15 protein-coding genes and 1 pseudogene are annotated in these 16,997 nt (G+C 72.1%); 5 read left to right on the top strand and 11 right to left on the bottom strand.

What is annotated here, in order from left to right:
- Positions 1-4 precede the first annotated feature (4 nt).
- The 6 genes from ACZ6N8_RS16220 to ACZ6N8_RS16195 all read right to left on the bottom strand — a co-directional run bounded on the left by ACZ6N8_RS16220 (position 5) and on the right by ACZ6N8_RS16195 (position 4,624).
- Positions 5-400, bottom strand: a complete 396-nt coding sequence (locus ACZ6N8_RS16220; protein ID WP_466010679.1) for a phage holin family protein — start codon at positions 398-400, stop codon at positions 5-7.
- Entirely contained in the window at positions 397-1,035 is a 639-nt protein-coding gene (locus ACZ6N8_RS16215; RefSeq protein ID WP_466010677.1) for a hypothetical protein, read from the bottom strand. Before ACZ6N8_RS16215 ends, ACZ6N8_RS16220 begins: the two co-directional genes overlap by 4 nt.
- Before the next feature lie 141 nt (positions 1,036-1,176).
- On the bottom strand, positions 1,177-1,587 hold the full coding sequence (locus ACZ6N8_RS16210) for a DUF3263 domain-containing protein (RefSeq protein ID WP_466010676.1): 411 nt from the start codon (positions 1,585-1,587) through the stop codon (positions 1,177-1,179).
- A gap of 107 nt (positions 1,588-1,694) precedes the next feature.
- Positions 1,695-2,711 carry an ABC transporter permease subunit gene (locus tag ACZ6N8_RS16205; protein WP_466010674.1) on the bottom strand — a complete coding sequence of 339 codons (1,017 nt, stop codon included), beginning with the start codon at positions 2,709-2,711 and terminating at the stop codon, positions 1,695-1,697.
- Positions 2,708-3,718, bottom strand: coding sequence for an ABC transporter ATP-binding protein (locus ACZ6N8_RS16200; protein WP_466010673.1), 1,011 nt, complete (start codon positions 3,716-3,718; stop codon positions 2,708-2,710). The genes ACZ6N8_RS16205 and ACZ6N8_RS16200 overlap by 4 nt, the downstream gene beginning before the upstream one ends.
- A gap of 120 nt (positions 3,719-3,838) precedes the next feature.
- On the bottom strand, positions 3,839-4,624 hold the full coding sequence (locus ACZ6N8_RS16195) for a DeoR/GlpR family DNA-binding transcription regulator (protein ID WP_139587465.1): 786 nt from the start codon (positions 4,622-4,624) through the stop codon (positions 3,839-3,841).
- A 199-nt stretch (positions 4,625-4,823) separates the two neighbouring features.
- Here ACZ6N8_RS16195 and ACZ6N8_RS16190 point away from each other — a divergent pair, with 199 nt between their 5' ends.
- The 3 genes from ACZ6N8_RS16190 to nagA are packed head-to-tail and all read left to right on the top strand — an operon-like array spanning position 4,824 to position 7,886.
- Positions 4,824-5,753, top strand: a complete 930-nt coding sequence (locus tag ACZ6N8_RS16190; protein WP_466010670.1) for an SIS domain-containing protein — start codon at positions 4,824-4,826, stop codon at positions 5,751-5,753.
- A 55-nt stretch (positions 5,754-5,808) separates the two neighbouring features.
- On the top strand, positions 5,809-6,780 hold the full coding sequence (locus ACZ6N8_RS16185; RefSeq protein WP_466010669.1) for an ROK family protein: 972 nt from the start codon (positions 5,809-5,811) through the stop codon (positions 6,778-6,780).
- A complete protein-coding gene (nagA, locus tag ACZ6N8_RS16180) occupies positions 6,777-7,886 on the top strand; it encodes an N-acetylglucosamine-6-phosphate deacetylase (protein ID WP_466010667.1) in 1,110 nt (369 codons plus the stop codon). The genes ACZ6N8_RS16185 and nagA overlap by 4 nt, the downstream gene beginning before the upstream one ends.
- 410 nt (positions 7,887-8,296) lie before the next feature.
- Here the strand turns inward: nagA and ACZ6N8_RS16175 are convergent.
- A pseudogene (locus tag ACZ6N8_RS16175) lies at positions 8,297-9,507 on the bottom strand (DUF4032 domain-containing protein).
- A 130-nt stretch (positions 9,508-9,637) separates the two neighbouring features.
- Here ACZ6N8_RS16175 and ACZ6N8_RS16170 point away from each other — a divergent pair.
- Both ACZ6N8_RS16170 and ACZ6N8_RS16165 read left to right on the top strand, forming a co-directional pair.
- Positions 9,638-10,375, top strand: a complete 738-nt coding sequence (locus ACZ6N8_RS16170; protein ID WP_466010908.1) for a phosphatase PAP2 family protein — start codon at positions 9,638-9,640, stop codon at positions 10,373-10,375.
- A 9-nt stretch (positions 10,376-10,384) separates the two neighbouring features.
- A complete protein-coding gene (locus ACZ6N8_RS16165) occupies positions 10,385-11,635 on the top strand; it encodes an APC family permease (RefSeq protein ID WP_466010666.1) in 1,251 nt (416 codons plus the stop codon).
- Here ACZ6N8_RS16165 and ACZ6N8_RS16160 read toward each other — a convergent pair.
- The 4 genes from ACZ6N8_RS16160 to ACZ6N8_RS16145 are packed head-to-tail and all read right to left on the bottom strand — an operon-like array spanning position 11,614 to position 16,953.
- Positions 11,614-12,399 carry an ABC transporter permease gene (locus ACZ6N8_RS16160; protein WP_466010664.1) on the bottom strand — a complete coding sequence of 262 codons (786 nt, stop codon included), beginning with the start codon at positions 12,397-12,399 and terminating at the stop codon, positions 11,614-11,616. The two genes, ACZ6N8_RS16165 and ACZ6N8_RS16160, sit on opposite strands and share 22 nt — an antisense overlap.
- Entirely contained in the window at positions 12,396-13,385 is a 990-nt protein-coding gene (locus ACZ6N8_RS16155) for an ATP-binding cassette domain-containing protein (RefSeq protein ID WP_466010663.1), read from the bottom strand. Before ACZ6N8_RS16155 ends, ACZ6N8_RS16160 begins: the two co-directional genes overlap by 4 nt.
- A gap of 30 nt (positions 13,386-13,415) precedes the next feature.
- A complete protein-coding gene (locus ACZ6N8_RS16150) occupies positions 13,416-16,265 on the bottom strand; it encodes an AfsR/SARP family transcriptional regulator (protein WP_466010662.1) in 2,850 nt (949 codons plus the stop codon).
- Positions 16,266-16,284: 19 nt separating this feature from the next.
- On the bottom strand, positions 16,285-16,953 hold the full coding sequence (locus ACZ6N8_RS16145; protein WP_466010660.1) for a DUF416 family protein: 669 nt from the start codon (positions 16,951-16,953) through the stop codon (positions 16,285-16,287).
- Between the last annotated feature and the right edge of the window lie 44 nt (positions 16,954-16,997).

Here is a 16,997-nt window from a genome sequence, read left to right as displayed (position 1 = left end):
TCGTTCAGCGTCCCCGCAGGGCGTCCGGCAGCTCCCGGGCGCTCTGTTTCGTCCGGGGCAGAACGGCACGTGCCCGCTTGAGCTGGGTACGGGCGTTGACGAAGAGCCCTCCGGCGACGACGGCCCAGATGATCGCGACGATCAGCGCCGCCCACCCCTGGTCCATCGTGTTGGACAGCCCCCACCACACGGCGTACGACACGAAGAGCACGGCCAGGAAACCAGCCAGCCCCGCACCGCCGAACATACCGCCGGCCTTGCCGGCCTGGCTGACCTCCTCACGGAGCTCGGCCTTGGCCAGCTCGACCTCCTTGCGCACCAGAGTGGACATGTCCCGGGTCACGTCGCCCAGCAGTTCGCCTACCGAGGCCTGGGTCCGTTCCTTCTCCGGGGCACTCACGGCGCCACCCCGCCGGGCAGATCCGACTGGGGCCGGCCGGCGGGCGAGACGTTCTGCGCCCGCGCCGTCCCGACGTACGGCTGCTGACCGGTGTCTACCGGAGCGCCATGCGGTGCCGGCGGAGCACCGCCCGCGCTCGCGCTCGCACCGTTGCCGGAGGTCGACCCGGTCAGACCACGGGTGAGCCGCCCGACCAGCAGTCCGGCAACGGCCGCACCCACCAGGAACGTCCCCGGATGGCGGCGCGCGTACGTGCGTACCTCGTCGAGAACCTCGCCGGGTTCGCGTTCGTCCAGCCAGCCGGCGGCCTGCTGGGCGGCGTCGCCGACCCGGCGTACCGCGTGGCCGGCAAGCCCGGAATCGCCGTCCCGGTCTGCCATCGACCCCAGCTCACGGCCGATACCCCGCAGGCCTTCGGCGGCCCGTTTCTGCTGTGTCTGTGCCTGTTCCCGCAGTTGTCCGGTGGCCTGACCGGTCAGCTGCCGGGCCTGTCGCCGCGCCTCGGCGGCCACTTCTCCGCCCTGCGCGGCGGCGGTCTGGGCGACCTGACCGCCGGCCTGCGTGGCCTGGTGGCCGACTCGGGAGGCCTCCTGTCGGGCCTGCTGCGCGCGTCCGCTCTGATTGGTTGTCGTCATGCTCCGCTCCCCTCCTGGGTGCTCGGTCGCCTGGCGACCCCGGAACGCCTCCCGCCTACCCGCCTGGCTGGTCGTCATGCGGCCGGACCGGCGGCGAAGACCGGCACGGGAGTCGTAACGGGACGAACGGCGGAACGGGCGTCAGCGGCGGCGGTTGCGGGCGCGCGACGAGCGCAGCCGGCGGAGCCGGCCGATCAGCACGGGGTCGGCGGCGAGCGCCGCCGGGTTGTCGAGCAGTCCGTTGAGCAGCTGGTAGTAGCGGGTCGAGGAGACCCCGAAGGTGTCCCGCACGGCCTGCTCCTTCGCGCCGGCGTGCCGCCACCACTGCTGCTCGAAGGCGAGGATCGCCAGTTCCCGCTCGGTCAGCCCCGGTGCCGGCTCGACGGGCTCGGCGGGGGCCGGCTCGTCGGTGGCGTCGACCGGCCGCGCCTGCTCGTCGGAGGTCTCGATGGGCGGCGCCGGTCGGGGTGTCGGAACGGTCGGCCCGGTGCCGACGACGTCTGCCGGACGAGCGTCGGTGGACGGCTCGGGGGCGGTGGCGTCGGCGGACATTCGCTCAGCCTAGCCAGGGAGGACCCGGGTCGCAGCAGCCGGCGCGGCGTCCACTGACGCACGACGAAGGCCCCCGGGGGGAGCCGGGGGCCTTCGTAGCCGATCGGTCAGGAGATGTCGCGCCGACGCATCGCCCAGAGGGCGGCGCCGAGGATCACCACCACACCTATCGAGAACAGCACTGACGACTGCTGCCAGGTGATGTCCATCGTCTCCGGTTTGCACTCGCCGTAGTACGTCGCGTTGCAGGAGTCCCAGTTCTGGAGGGTGACCGTCTTCGTCATCCAGGCCAGCGCGTACGTGGGCAGCAGCCACGCCTCGGCGAACTTCACGCTCGCCATCGACAGCAGGATGCCCAGACCGAACTGGCCGACCACCATCAGGGCCACGACACCACCCAGGGCCATCGCGGTGTGCCGGCCCAGTGAGGCAAGCGCGAACCCGATGGTGGTGAGCACGAGCACGAGTGCCACGCCGCGCAGCCCGGTCAGGACGAACGACTGCCAGGCGCCCGAGGTCATCTTCTCGGTGCTGCCCCGGAAGGTGGCGACCCCCCAGAACCCCGCGAACCAGAGCACCGCGGCGGGCAGCGTCACCGCCAGGATGCCGGTGAGCAGCGCGGCCAGCTTGGTGAGCAGCACGGTGAGCCGCTTGGGCCGCCAGAGCAGCAGGTTCATCATGCCGCCGGTGCTCCACTCGGCGCCCACGAAGGACGCGCCGACCACGAACCCGACAAGCGCGAGGATCGCGGCGAACGGGACAAGCGTCTCGTCGAACGTCTTCCGGAAATCGAACGTCGACGGCAGGAACCACTCCGCCTCAATCTGCTCCCGCGGCGGTGCCGTGATCACCGAGCAGTCGTCGGGGTAGCGGCCGTCGCTCGCCGTGCCGGCCTTCTTGGCCTGCTCGCACGCCGAGCGTTCCTGCTCGCTCCAGCGCACCTGCTCCTGGTACTGCTGCTCGGCCTGACGTTCGGCCTTGGCGAGCTGGTCGGCGCCGATCTTCTGGTTGGTGAAGAAGACCCCGACCACCACCGCGGCAAGCACCAGCAGGCCGAGCAGCGTCATGTAGCGGGTGAAGCGCCGCTTGGTGAGCCGGCGCAGCTCGGTACGAAAGAGGCTCACGCGCCCCACCCTCCCGCGGTGGCACCGGGCTGACCCGTCCCACCGACCTTCGTGGACTCGTCGACCTGCCGGTGCTGGCCGGGTACCGGTGCGGTGGCGGTCAGCTCGAGGAAGACGCTCTCCAGGTCGACGGCGATCGGAGCGAGCTCGCTGACGTAGAGGTTCTGCTCGGCGAGCAGTCGCGTCACCGAGGCCGGCTTGTCGACGCCGGCCAGCATCAGGTGGTCGGGGTGACCGGTGACCCGGATCCCCGCCCGGGTGAGCGCCTCGGTGGCCGCCGGCAGGTCGCTGACGGCCTCCAGCCGGACGCGTACCGCGCCGGAGGAGTGCTGGGCGAGCACCTCGTCGACCGGGCCGAAGGCGACCCGGCGGCCCAGCGAGATGATGGTGACCGAGTCGCAGATCAGCTGGATCTCGCCGAGGATGTGGCTGGACAGCACCACTGTCATCCCCGATTCGGCGAGGGTCCGCATCAGCGTGCGCATCTCCCGGATGCCGCCCGGGTCGAGGCCGTTGGCCGGCTCGTCGAGGATGAGCAGCTTCGGGTTCTTCAGCAGGGCGGAGGCGACGGCGAGCCGCTGCTTCATGCCCAGCGAGTACGTCTTGACCCGCTCGCCGGCCCGGTCGCGCAGCCCGACGAGTTCCAGCACCTCGTCGACCCGGGTGGCGGGCACCTCGCCCGCGCCGGCCAGCAGGGACAGCGTGTCCCGTGCCGAGAAGTGCGGGAAGAACTGCGGGCTCTCCACGATCGCGCCGACCTGCCCGGCGACAGTGGGTAGCGCGCTGGGCACCTCGTGGCCGAGCAGCGTCATCCGGCCGCCGTCGGGCCGGATGAGGCCGAGCAGCGTACGCAGCGTGGTGGTCTTACCGGACCCGTTGGGGCCCAGGAAGCCGTGCACCTGCCCTGCGTCGACCCGCATGTCGAAGCCGTCGAGCGCGTTGCGGGTGCCGCGTCGACGACTCTTGTACGTCTTACGTAGACCTTCGATCTCCAGGACAGCTGGCAAGCTGCACCTCCCCCGATGGTGGGCGTGACAGCCGACACCATACGCGGTATGCAGGCGCGCGCAATACCGGGTATGCATCGACGCGCCGTACGGGTTGTCAGATAGACGGAGAGTGATCGTTCAGGCGCAGATGACCTGCACGCCGGCGGCCCGGAACGCCTCCACCACCTCGGGCGCGGCACCGTTGTCGGTCACCAGCGTCTCCACCCGCTCGACCGGGCAGATCCGGGCGAAGGCGTGACCCCCCAGCTTCGACGAGTCCGCGATGATCACGACCCGTTTGGCGCGGGCCACCATCAGGTTGTTCATCGCCGCCTCCCCCTCGTGGTGGGCTGCGGCGCCGAGCTGCGGGTCGATCGCGTCCACGCCGAGCAGCGCGATGTCCAGGGTGACCTCGCGCAGCAGTGCCCCGCCCAGCGGGCCGACCAGCTCGAACGACTTCGGGCGCACCACCCCGCCGGCCACCACCACCTTCATCCGCGAACGGACCAGCAGCTCGTTGGCGATGTTCAGCGCGTTGGTCACCACGGTGAGCTGGGCACCTTCGGCGCTGGTGTTGAGGTCCGGGCGGACGGCCAGCGCGCGGGCCACCTCCGTGCTCGTGGTGCCGCCGTTCAGGCCGACCACCGTGCCCGGCGTGACGAGCGAGGCGGCGGCGGCACCGATCCGCTGCTTCTCGGCCGAGTGCTTGGCTGTCTTGTAGCGCAGCGGCAGGTCGTAGGAGACGCCGTTCGCGACCGCGCCGCCCCGGGTCCGCGTGATCATCTGCTGCTGGGCGAGCTGGTCGAAGTCGCGCCGGATGGTGGCCTGGGAGACGTCCAGCCGCTCGGCTGCCGCCTCGACGCTGACCCGGCCGTTGTCGGTGAGCATCTCGAGCAGGGCGTTCCATCTGGCGTACCGGTCCACCGCGGGGGCCCTCCAGAGACTGCACGGACGGTGATTGATTGCGTGCACACTAGTGCGCGAAACTGGGCTGGCGCAAAAGACCGGTCTGCGCGATCGGCTGGTCGGTTGCCACGGCCACCCGCTTTCGCGCAGAATAACGCGCGAAATGCGGGTGTTACGAGCCGTATTGCGCATCGATCGGCCCTGCGAGGAGTTTCCCATGGCGTACGTGGACGCGGAGATCGCGAGCCAACCCGACTGCTGGCGGGAGGCCGCCGAACTGGCCGGCGTGGTGCGCGGTGACCTGCCGCGCCCCGGCGAGCGGGTCGCCGTCGTCGGTTGCGGCACCTCGTGGTTCATGGCGATGGCGTACGCGGCCCGCCGCGAACAGGCCGGCCAGGGTGAGACCGACGCGTTCCAGGCGTCCGAGTTCCCGGCCGGCCGCCACTACGACCGACTGATCGCCATCACCCGCTCGGGCACCACCACCGAGGTGCTGGAGCTGCTGGCAGCGCTGCGCGGGCGTACGCCCACCACCGTCATCGTCGGCGACCCGGCGTCCCCTGCCGTCGACCTGGCCGCCGCAGCGGTGACCATGCCCTTCGCCGACGAGCGGTCGGTGGTGCAGACCCGCTTCGCCACCACCGCGTTGGCGCTGCTGCGGGCACACCTCGGCGACCCGGTGACGGCGCTCGCCGCCGACGCCGAGGTGGCCGTGCGCTCGCCGCTGCCGATCGACCCGGCCACCATCGGGCAGGCGACCTTCCTCGGTCGGGGGTGGACGATCGGCCTGGCGCAGGAGGCCGCTCTCAAGTGCCGCGAGGCGGCCACGTTCTGGGCCGAGGCATACCCGGCGATGGACTACCGGCACGGCCCCATCTCGATCGGCGCGCCCGGCCGGCTCGTCTGGGCGTTCGGCGAACTGCCCGACGGGCTGCCCGAAGACGTTGCCGCCACCGGCGCGGCCTTCGTGCACAGCCGTACGCACGGCTGGCGCACGGTGCTGGGCAGCTGGTCCGCCGGTCGGACTCCTGTCGACCCGATGGCAGACCTGATCCTCGCCCAGCGCTTCGCGGTCGCGCTCGCGACCAGCCGGGGCCTCGACCCGGACGCGCCCCGGCACCTGTCCCGCTCGGTGGTGCTGGCGTGAGCGTGAGGACCGAGCCGGGTTTGCGGGCCCCGCAGTCGCGCACCGGGATCGCGCCGTGAGCGACGGCGACGCCACGGGCGTCGACCGGGTGGTCGTCGCGCTGGACGTCGGCGGCACGGGGATGAAGTGCGCCCTGGTCCGCCCGGACGGCGTGGCGATACACACCGAACGGCATCCCACCGACGCGGCGCGCGGCCCGGCCGCCGTGATCGGGACCATGCTGGATGTCGCGGAGGGGCTGGCCGACAAGGCCCGCGCCGGCGGGTTGACCCCGGTCGCGGTGGGCATCGCCGTACCCGGGGTGGTGGACGAGGCGCGCGGGGTCGCGGTCTGGTCGGCGAACGTGGGCTTCCGGGACGTACCGCTGCGGGACCTGGCGGCGGCGCGGCTCGGCCTGCCCACGGCGCTCGGCCACGACGTGCGCGTCGGTGGTCTCGCCGAAGCGCGGCTCGGCGCCGGGCGCGGCACCGGACATGTGCTGTTCGTGGCCATCGGCACCGGCATCGCCGCCGCGCACGTTGTCGACGGTGTCGCCGCCGTGGGTGCGCACGGCGCGGCCGGGGAGATCGGCCACATCATGGTCCGACCGGACGGCCCACGGTGCGGCTGCGGCCGGCCGGGCTGCCTGGAGGCGGTGGCCTCGGCCTCCGCCGTGGGCCGCCGCTACGCCGAACTGGCCGGTGGGTCCACCGGCGGGGCGGTGACCGCGGCCCAGGTTGCCGAGCGTGCCGCGGCCGGCGAACCGCTCGCCGGTCGGGTCTGGCAGGAGGCCGTCGAGGCGCTCGCCGACGGCCTGGCCACCGGGCAGGCGTTGTTCGACGTGGCGACGATCGTGCTCGGCGGTGGCCTGGCCCAGGCCGGGGACGGTCTGCTCGACCCCCTGCGGACGGCGCTGCACGAACGGATGACCTTCCACCGGGAGCCGCGCCTGGTCGCGGCGGCCCTCGGCGACGAGGCCGGTTGCCTCGGTGCCGCCCTGCTCGCCCTGGACGCCATGGGTGTCCGTGACCATCAGGAGAGACGATGACCGTACGGGTGAACGGCCGAGTGGTGACCCCGACGGGTGTCATCAGGCAGGGCTGCGTCGAGTGGGACGGTGACCGGATCACCGCTGTGGCCGAGTACCCGTCGGTGCGGGACGGGCACTGGATCGTGCCCGGCTTCGTCGACATGCACACGCACGGCGGCGGCGGGCACACCTTCACCACGGGGGACGCCGACGAGGCCCGGGCGGCTGCCGACTTCCACCTGGCGCACGGCACCACCACGCTGCTGGCCAGCCTGGTGAGTGCGCCCTTCTCGCTGATGCGCGCGGCCACCGAGGCGTTCGCCCCACTTGTCGACGAGGGTGTGCTGGCGGGAGTCCACTTCGAGGGGCCGTACCTGTCGGCCGCCCGCTGCGGGGCACAGAACCCGGAGTTTCTGCGCGACCCGTCCACCGACGAGTTGGCCGAGCTGATCGAGCTGGGCCGGGGCGCCGTCCGGATGGTCACCCTCGCCCCCGAGCGCGACGGTGCGCTGGAGGCGATCAAGCTGCTCACCGCCCAGCAGGTGGTGGCCGCCGTCGGGCACACCGACGCAACGTACGAGCAGACCCGGGCCGCCGTCGCCGCGGGCGCCAGCGTCGCCACCCACCTGTTCAACGGCATGCGGCCGGTGCACCACCGCGAACCGGGACCGGTGGTGGCGCTGCTCGACGCGCCCACCGTGATCTGCGAACTCGTCGCCGACGGGGTGCACCTGCACGACGGGATGTTGACGTTCGTGACCGCGACCGCCGGCCCGGACCGGGCCGCGCTGATCACCGACGCGATGGCCGCCGCCGGAATGGCCGACGGCGAGTACGAACTGGGTGGCCAGGCCGTCACCGTCGCCGACGGGGTGGCGCGGCTGGCCCGCGACGGCGCGATCGCCGGCAGCACCCTCACCATGGACGCCGCGCTGCGCCACGCCGTGGACGCCGGGATCCCGATCTCCGACGCCGCCCGGATGGTGGCCACCACTCCGGCCCGGGCAATCGGCCTGGGTGACCGGGTCGGGGCGCTCCAGGTGGGCCTGCGCGCCGACCTGGTGGTGCTGGACGACGACCTGAACGTGGTGCGCGTGCTGCGCGGAGGCTCCTGGGTGGAGTGACGCCAGAGCTTTCGACGAGTGCCGGGGCGGTGAGGTGGCCGACCTGCCGGCTGCCGTCAACATCGCCGCGCCCTGTTGCCCTGCCTGTCGAGCTGCCCCAGATTCGGGGCAGACAGACGGGCGAGCAGCGGCGCATGCCGGCGGGCGAAAGTGGACCAAGCGGGCAGCGGCGCATGCCGGCGGGCAGGAACGGGCAGCCGACAGGTGGGCGAGGCGGGCGCAACTTCACACGCTCCGTGTGGGTGCATGGCCGCGCATCCCTGCCCCACCTGTGGGGCAGCTCAACAGTGCGCCCAGAGAGCCTTTGGAGCTGAATCGATTACGACATCAGTCTCGTCACCGGCGTGCTCCGCCAACCGACATGACCAAACGAGCGTCAAATAACCAGGCCCGGGCAACCAGGCCAGGGCTTAGCTCAGGCTGGGGACCTCGACGCCGAGGATGGCCTGCTCGTCGGGACGGTGCACGAGAACGTCGGTCAGGTAGACTGGACGGCGTGGCGCATGCCCACGTCCCGGCCGGCGCGCTCGGAGAGCAGCCACTTGTGCTCGATGATCTGCGCGAACAGCTCCTGCGGCTCCAGCTTGCGGCGCAGGTGAGCGGGCACCGCCCGGACCACCGGCTCGAAGACCTCGGTGAGCCAGCGGTGCGCGGCCTGCTGCTCGTCGGTCAGGTCACTCTCCGCCCGGTAGGCGTCCAGGTCGTTGAGCAGCTTGCGGGCCTGGTTCTCCTCGGCGTCCAGGCCGGTCAGCCGCAGGAGCCGCCTGGTGTGGTAGCCGGCGTCGACGACCTTCGGCCGGACCAGGTAGCGCCCGCCCTCGATCGTCGACATGGCCACCTCGGCCACGTCGAAGCCCAGCTCGTTGAGGCGACGGATCCGGCCTTCGATGTCGTGCCGGGCCTCGCGCTCGACCGCCTGCTCGTAGGTGATCTCGTGCCACAGCCGCTCGTAGCGCTGCACGACCTCCTCGCAGACCACCTCCGGATCGATGGACTCGTGCAGCAGGCCGGCGGCCTGGAGGTCCAACGCCTCACCGAAGATGTTCACCCGGGCGATCTCCAGGTCCTCACCGCGCTGCCCGTTGGAGAGCGAGTTGTGCAGGGCACCCGTCTCCGCGTCCACCAGGTAGGCGGCGAAGGCGCCCGCGTCCCGGCGGAACAGCGTGTTCGACAGCGAACAGTCGCCCCAGAAGAAACCGGTGAGGTGCATCCGCACGATCAGGGCGGCGAGCGCGTCGAGCAGCCGGCTCATCGTCTCCGGACGCAGGGTGTGCGAGAAGAGCGCCCGGTACGGCAGCGAGAACTGGAGGTGCCGGGTGATCAGCACCGATTCGAGGGGTTCGCCGTCCTCGGTCTGCCGGTCGGCGACGACCGCCACCGCCTCCACCGACGGGAAGTCGATCCGCTCCAGCGCCCGCAGCAGGTCGTACTCCCGCTCGGCGATCCGCTCGCGGGTCTCCTTGAAGGCGTACACGTAGTCGCCCAACCGGACGAACCGGACGATGTGCCGGGAGATGCCCTGCGGCAGCGCGACCAGATGCTGGGCAGGCCACTCCTCCAGCGGTGTCGACCAGGGCAGGTCGAGCAGCGCCGGGTCCACGAGAGCAGACGTGATCCGCACGGGCACAAGCATGACGCCTCGCCCCCGCCTCCGCCTCACATCGTGGCTCGGCCCACAGCGCCGAACATCCCGGCCTCGCAGGGGCCGGTAGCGTGGTCGCGTGCTCAAAACCACTGGGGTACGTCGTGAGCTGCGGTTGCGTCCCGTCCGACCGGCCGGCTGGTGGTTCGACGCGCTGCTGCTGGCCGGATTGGTCGGGCTGACCGTCGCCCTCGCCGCCGACCAGCTCTTCGGGTTGGACCGGGCGGTAGCCGACTGGGCCGACGAGCACCGGCCGACCGCCGCGTACTGGGTGGCCCGGGTGCTGAACTTCCTCGGCCAGGGCACCCCGCTGACCCTGATCGGCGTCGGACTGGGCGTTCTGCTGGCCGTTCGGCTCCGGTCGGTGCGGCCCATCCTGCTGCCGGTGGTCGGATTCGTGCTGACCACCTTCACGATCGGCCCGCTCAAGGTGTGGACCGCCCGCACAGCGCCGAGCGCAAGCGTCAAGGAGCCCTTCCTGCCGCCCGAGCAGACGCTGCCGCTGTTCCACGACGACCTGCCGGTCCGATTCGCCCAGTCCTACCCGTCGGGGCACGTCGCGAACGCCATCGTCTGGTACGGCGTCATCGCGCTGCTGCTCGCCCCGCTCGCACGCAGCTTCGGCCGGCAACTCCCGGCCCGGCTGGTCACAGTGATCCGGGTCGTGCCGCCGCTCGTCGTCCTCACCACCACCACCTACCTGGGCTGGCACTGGCTCACCGACTCGGTGGCCGGGCTGCTGCTGGGCCTGCTCCTGGACCGACTGCTGCACCGGGTGCCCTGGGACGATCTACCGCTCCCCGGCCGGCTACACCACTGGGACCGGCCGTTCACCTCGTACCCCTAGGGTCGACTCGTGGATCAACTGGCGCGGCGGCTCGGCGTACCCGACGCGGTTGTCATCGGGTTGGGGTCGATGCTCGGTGCGGGCGTCTTCGTGGTCTTCGGGCCCGCCGCGGCGGCGGCCGGCGGCGCCGGCCTGCTGCCGGCGCTGGTGCTCGCCGGGTTCATCGCCTTCTGCAACGCGACAAGCTCGGCGCGGCTGGCGGCGCGCTACCCGGAGTCCGGCGGCACCTACGTCTACGGTCGGGAGCGCCTCGGACCGTTCGCCGGGTTCCTGGCCGGCTGGGGGTTCGTGATCGGCAAGACGGCGAGCTGCGCGGCGATGGCGTTGACGATCGGGGCGTACCTGTGGCCGGGACAGGCCCGACTCGTCGCCGTCGTCGCGGTGCTCGCGGTGACAGCCGTGAACCTGCGCGGCATCGGTAAGACGGCCACCGCCACGAAGGTGCTTGTCGCGTTGGTGCTCGCGGTGCTGGCCCTGGTCGCGGTCGTCGGCGTGGCGGGCGGGCCGGTGCACCTGGATCGACTGACCGACGCCGGCGGCTCGGCGCGGGGAGTGCTCACCGCCGCCGGGCTGCTGTTCTTCGCGTTCGCCGGGTACGCGCGGATCGCCACACTCGGCGAGGAGGTGCGCGACCCGCAGCGCACCATCCCCCGCGCGGTGCCGCTGGCGCTCGGTACGGTGCTCGCGATCTACCTGGTGCTGGCCGTGGTCACGCTCGGCGTGCTCGGTGCCGACCGGCTGGCCGACTCCGCCGCCCCCCTGGTCGACGTGGTGACCGCCGCCGGACTGCCCGGCCTGGCGTGGGTGGTCCGCGCCGGGGCCACCATCGCGGTCGTCGGGGTGCTGCTGTCCCTCGTCGCCGGGGTCGGCCGGACCACCCTGGCGATGGCCCGCCGCCGCGACCTGCCCGGCGCGCTGGCCGCCGTGCACCCAGTGCGGCAGGTGCCGCACCGCGCCGAACTGGCCGTGGCCGCCGTGGTGATCGTGGTGGTGCTGCTCGGCGACGTACGCGACGCGATCGGCTTCTCCAGCTGCACTGTGCTCGTCTACTACGCGATCACCAACGCGGCGGCGCTGACCCTGGGCCGCGACCCGGACCGGCGGTTGCCGGTCCGGGTGCTCGCCGTGCTCGGTCTGGTCGGGTGCCTGCTGCTCGCGGTCAACCTGCCGCTGGGCAGCGTCCTGGCCGGCTTCGGCGTGCTCGCGCTCGGCGCCGCCTGGTACGCGATCCGGTCACGTCACCTGCTCAGCCGCCGGTAGCGGCGCACGGCCAGCGGGGCGAACGTCGCGATAAGCAGCACCGGCCACAGCACCGCCAACAGCATGGCGTGCTCCGCCGGCCAGGAATCGCCACCCAGGCCCGGGTTGCCGAACAGGTCCCGGATCGCCGCGACGGTGGCCGACAACGGATTCCACTCCGAGATCGTTCCGATGACCGACGGCATCAGCTCGGGCGACACGAAGACGTTCGAGATCGCGGTGAGCGGAAACGCCGCCGGGAAGACGATGACGCCGACCGTGTCCGGGTTACGGACCAGAAGCGCCAGGTAGATCCCCATCCAGGTGATCGCGACCCGCAGCAGCAGGAGGAGCCCGACGGCGAGCAACGCCTTGCCGACGCCCTGTCGCCACTGCCACCCGACGAGCAGCCCACACGCCAGCAGGGTGGACATCTCCAGCAAGGCGCGCAGTAGGTCGGCGGCGCTGCGACCGGTCATCAGGGCGGACCGTGCCATCGGCATCGACCGGAACCGGTCGACGACGCCCCGGCTGAGGTCCAGTGCCACGCCTGTCGCGGTGGCCCCGAGCCCGTACAGCATCGTCATCACGAAGACCCCCGGCAGCAGGAACTCGCGGTAGTCGCCACCGCCCGCCACCTGCATGCCGCTGCCGAACACGTACCCGAAGACCAGGACGAACATGATCGGCAGCGAGAAGTAGAGGATCAGCTCCTCCGGTGCGCGGATCACGTGGGTCATGTTCCGCCTGGTCATCGTCCAGCCGTCGGCGATCGAAGTGGTCATGCCACGTCCGCCTGTCGTCCGGCGGCGACGGGCTCGCGGGCCTCGTCCGGACGTTGCCCGGTCAGGTGCAGAAACGCCTCGTCCAGCGTCGCGCGCCGCAGGCCGATGTCCTCGACGGCGATCCCGGCGTCGTCCAGCGCACGTGCCACGTCGACGAGGCCGGCGACCCGGTCGACCACCGGCACGCTGAGCCGCCGGACCTCCGGATCGACGTCGGGCTCCGCACCGCAGACCAGCGCAACGATGCGGGCGGCCTCGTCGAGGTCGGTCGCGTCGCGGACCACCACCTCGATCCGGTCGCCGCCTGTCATCGACTTCAGCTCCGCCGGCGAGCCCTCGGCCACCACCCGACCGGCGTCGATCACGGAGATCCGGTTGGCGAGCTGATCGGCCTCCTCCAGGTACTGGGTGGTGAGCAGCACAGTGGTCCCGTCGGCGACGAGACCACGGACCAGGTCCCACACCTGGTTGCGGCTGCGCGGGTCCAGGCCGGTCGTCGGCTCGTCGAGGAAGAGCACGCGCGGCGTGCGGATCAGGCTGGCGGCGAGGTCCAGCCGGCGGCGCATCCCACCGGAATACTCACCGGCGGACCTGCCCGCCGCCTCGGCGAGCCCGAACCGCTCCAGCAGGTCGTCGGCGCGTCGGCGGGCCTCCCGGCGGCCGAGCCGGAACAGCCGGCCGAACAGCTCCAGGTTCTGCCGGCCGCTGAGGATCTCGTCGACCGCGGCGTACTGCCCGGTCAGCCCGATCCGGGCGCGCACCTCGTCCGGCTGGCGCAGCACGTCGTACCCGGCGACGGTGGCCCTTCCCGTGTCGAAGCGCAGCAGCGTGGTGAGGATGCGCACGGCCGTCGTCTTGCCCGCGCCGTTCGGTCCCAGCAGTCCGTGGACCGTGCCGGCCGGCACGGTCAGGTCGAATGTGTCGAGCGCGCAGGCCGGGCCGTACCGCTTGCCCAGACCCTCGGCGACCACCTCGAATGTCGTCATGCCCCCACGATGCGGTCGGGCGCTGACGGATCACGCACCGTCCGCTGACGGCGGCGCACCGGCCATCTCCGCCTCGGTGATCTGATCGAGGACGAGGATGATCTCGGAACGTGTGGCCTCGCCGACGTACCAGCCGGTGAGCCCGCCGGTCAACGCCTCGTCGCAGAGCCGCCTCGCCTCGCCGAAATCTCCGCGCAGGCGCGCCACCTGGGCGAGGCCGAGCCGGGCGGCGGAGACGAACTCCGGTGCGCCGCTGCGCTGCGCGAGGAGCAGGGCACCGCCGAAGTCGTCAGACGCGGCCGTGAGGTCACCGGCGCGCAGCCTGATTTCGCCCTGGGTACGCAGCATGTCGGCCTGGTCGACGATCGAGCCGAGCTCCTCGGCCAACCCCATGGCCTGATCCATGTGGGCGCCCGCCGTCTCCGGATCTCCCTGCCAGGCGGCCAGTTCACCGAGCGCACCGAGCGTGATCATGGTGCCCCACCGGTCCCCGGTGCTCCGGAAGCCGTCGAGCGCGGTGGCCAGCGCCGCCCTGGCCCCGTCCCACTGGCCGCTCCACATCAGCGCCGAGCCGCTGCCCATCGCGCCGAGCGCGTTGATCCAGGCGTCCGGGCCGACCAGCCGTCGCAGCTCCCCCATCAGCTCGTCGACATGCTCGGCGCCGCCGGACGGTGGTCCGGTCGAGATCCCGGACAGGTACAGCAGGAACGGCTGTCGAGGCGCCCGGTCGAGGCTGCGGATCACGGACGACTGCGTCCCGAGGGAAGGCAGGTGACCGGAACCGGCGAGCGAGGCGTTGTAGACGCAGAGGACGAACTCCTCGCTCAGCCCCGGTGGTGCTTCGGCGCCGAGCAGTTCGAGGACGTTCGCGGCCAGCCGGGCTCCTTCTCCGCGCATGCCGCGCAGCCACCAGTAGAACGACAGGGCCGCGACCAGGCCTGCCGCCTCGGGCCCGTGACCGGCGGCGGTGGCACGGCGCAGCGCCGCGTGCAGGTTGTCCCGCTCGGCGTCCAGGCGACGCAGCCAGTGCAGCTGTTCGGCTCGCCGGAGGTGGTCACTGCCCGTCCAGGCAAACTCCAGGAAGTACGCGGTGTGCGCGTGACGGAGCTGGTCGGCCTCGCCGGCCTCGGCGAGACGTTCGGCGCAGAAGGCCCGCACCGTTTCGAGCATCCGGTAACGGCCGCCGGTCATCTCCACGAAGGACTTGTCGACGAGGCCAGCGAGCGCGTCGACGAACTCGACTCTGGGCAGGCCGCAGACCTGCCCAGCCGCATCCAGCGTGGCCCCGCCGGCGAAGACGGTGAGCCGGCGGGCCAGTCTCCGTTCGGCGTCGTCGAGCAGGTCCCAGCTCCATTCGACAACCGCCCGGAGGGTGCGGTGTCGGGGCACCGCGGCCCGACTGCTCATGGAGAGCATCCGATCGTCCAGTTGGGCGGCCACCTCGGCGACGGGCAACGCCCGCAGCCGCGCGGCGGCCAATTCGATCGCCAACGGCAGGCCGTCGAGGGTGCGGCAGATCCGGAGCACCAGCTCGACGTTGGCCGGCGTGACGGTGAAGTCGGGTACGACGTCGGCGGCCCGCTGGGCGAACAGGCCGACCGCCGGATAGTCGTCGGCGTCCAGCGCCGACACGCCGGGCGGTGGCAGGGTGAGCCCGGACAGCGGGCACAACGCCTCACCGACCAGGCCGAGCGGCTCGCGACTCGTGGCCAGGACGCGCAGCGCGGGGCATGCGCCGAGCAAACGTGCGGCCAGCCGGGCCGCGTCGGCGATGACGTGCTCGCAGTTGTCGAGCATGAGCAGCAGCCGCCTGTCGGCGAGCGCTTCGACCAGCCGGTCGGTGGCCTGCTGCCGGCCGGGCTCGGCCGTGGCGCGCAGGCCCGCGTCGCGCAGGCCGAGCGCGCTCAGCACCGCCTGCGGAACGTCCGACCCGTCGGCCAGCCCGGCCAACTCGACGAAGCGGACCTCACCGTCGAGACGACCCGCGGCCTCGATCGCCAGGCGCGTCTTGCCCGCGCCCCCGGGGCCGGTGAGGGTGACCAGCCTGCGCTCCCCGAGCAGCTCGCCGACGCGTTCGAGCTCATCCTCCCGCCCGACGAACGTGGTGAGCTGGCCCGGCAGCGCCGGTTCGGACGCCGCGCGTTCCTCACCACGGAGCACCGCCAGGTGAATCGCGGCCAACTCCGCCGACGGGTCGGCGCCGAGCTGCTCGGCCAACGTTTGCCGAGCGTCCTCGAACTCGGCCAGCGCCTCCGCCGGCCGACCCAGCGCGGCCAGGGCGCGCATGAGCTGGCCCCGCGACCGCTCCCGCAGCGGATGCGCGATGACCAGCTCCCGTAGCTCCGCGATCAGCGGGCCGTGTGCGCCCAACGCCAGATCCGCCTCGACCCGATCCTCGATGGCGGACAGCCGCAGCTCGTCCAACCGGGCCGCGGGAGCGGCCACGCCGGCCACTCCGGCTACATCGGCGAGGGCCGGACCACGCCACAGCGCCAGCGCCTCGCGCAGCACGGCGGCCGCGCGGGGCCGGTCACCGTCGGCGAGCGCGCGGCGCCCCAATTCCGCAAGGCGCTCGAACCGGTACGCGTCGACGTCATCGGGATCCACGGTGAGGCGATAACCGGCCGGGTGGAACTCGACCGGGTCGTACGCGGCGGGCAGAGCCTGACGCAGCCGCGACACCTGGGACTGGAGCGCGTTGGCCGCGCCCCGAGGTGGATGCTCGCCGTACAGGCCGTCGATCAGCCGCTCGGCGGGCACCACCCGACCCACGTCGAGCAGGAGGAGCGCCAACAGCGCGCGCAACCGCGGACCGCCGACGGGGACCTCTCGCCCGTCGGCCAGCACGACCTGGGTCGGCCCCAGGATGCGGAAACGCATGCCAGGATTGTCGCTCAGCTCAGTCGGTTACAGCGCTCCCACCGACCGGAGTGCGTCGTGCAGCGGCGCGCAGCTCAGCGACGACTGACAAGCGGGCCGCCGAGTCACCCAGAATCCTGAGTGCCTCCGCCTGACGTCGCAGCTCAGCCCGGATAGGCACCGACCCGAGCAGAGCCGCACGCTCATCGGCGTCGAGCACACCGAGGTCCTGCTCCCGGGCCGAGAATTCGTCGACGGCCGCGTACGCCCGCTCTGCGGTGTAGACGGCATAGGTGACGTCGTCGCCACCTACCAACTCGAGCAGGTAGACGAGCGACGCGACTGCGTCCTCCGCCTGAGGAGCCCACTCATTCCAATCGTCCTCGGAGGGCAGCAGCTCCTTCATGTTGTCCGGCGAAGGCAGCTCAGAGGAGTTCACCACCGGCTCATGTCGCTCCAGCGCCGACCAGACAGCGTCGACGGTGGCCCGCACGAGGGCGGCGTCGCCGACCTGCTCAAGCTCACTGAACCTGATGTACGACGGAACCAGAACCTCGACGCAACTGGCCGCGAACGCAATGCGTTGCCACGGCGCGAGTGCGGCAAGGACCTCGCGAAGCCGCTGAGCAGCGTCCCCGCGGGCGTCGGCATGCTCGCCGGCGGCATCGCCGGTATGCACCGCGCATCTTGAGGACTCGAAGCCCATCATCCCTGCCATCTTTGGCGTGGGGACTCAGCCGGGTGTAAATCCGC

The organism is Micromonospora sp. NPDC047521 (genome assembly GCF_055587305.1).
Note: the sequence above shows the minus strand (reverse complement) of the source record. Positions and strands in the feature narration are given on the sequence as shown.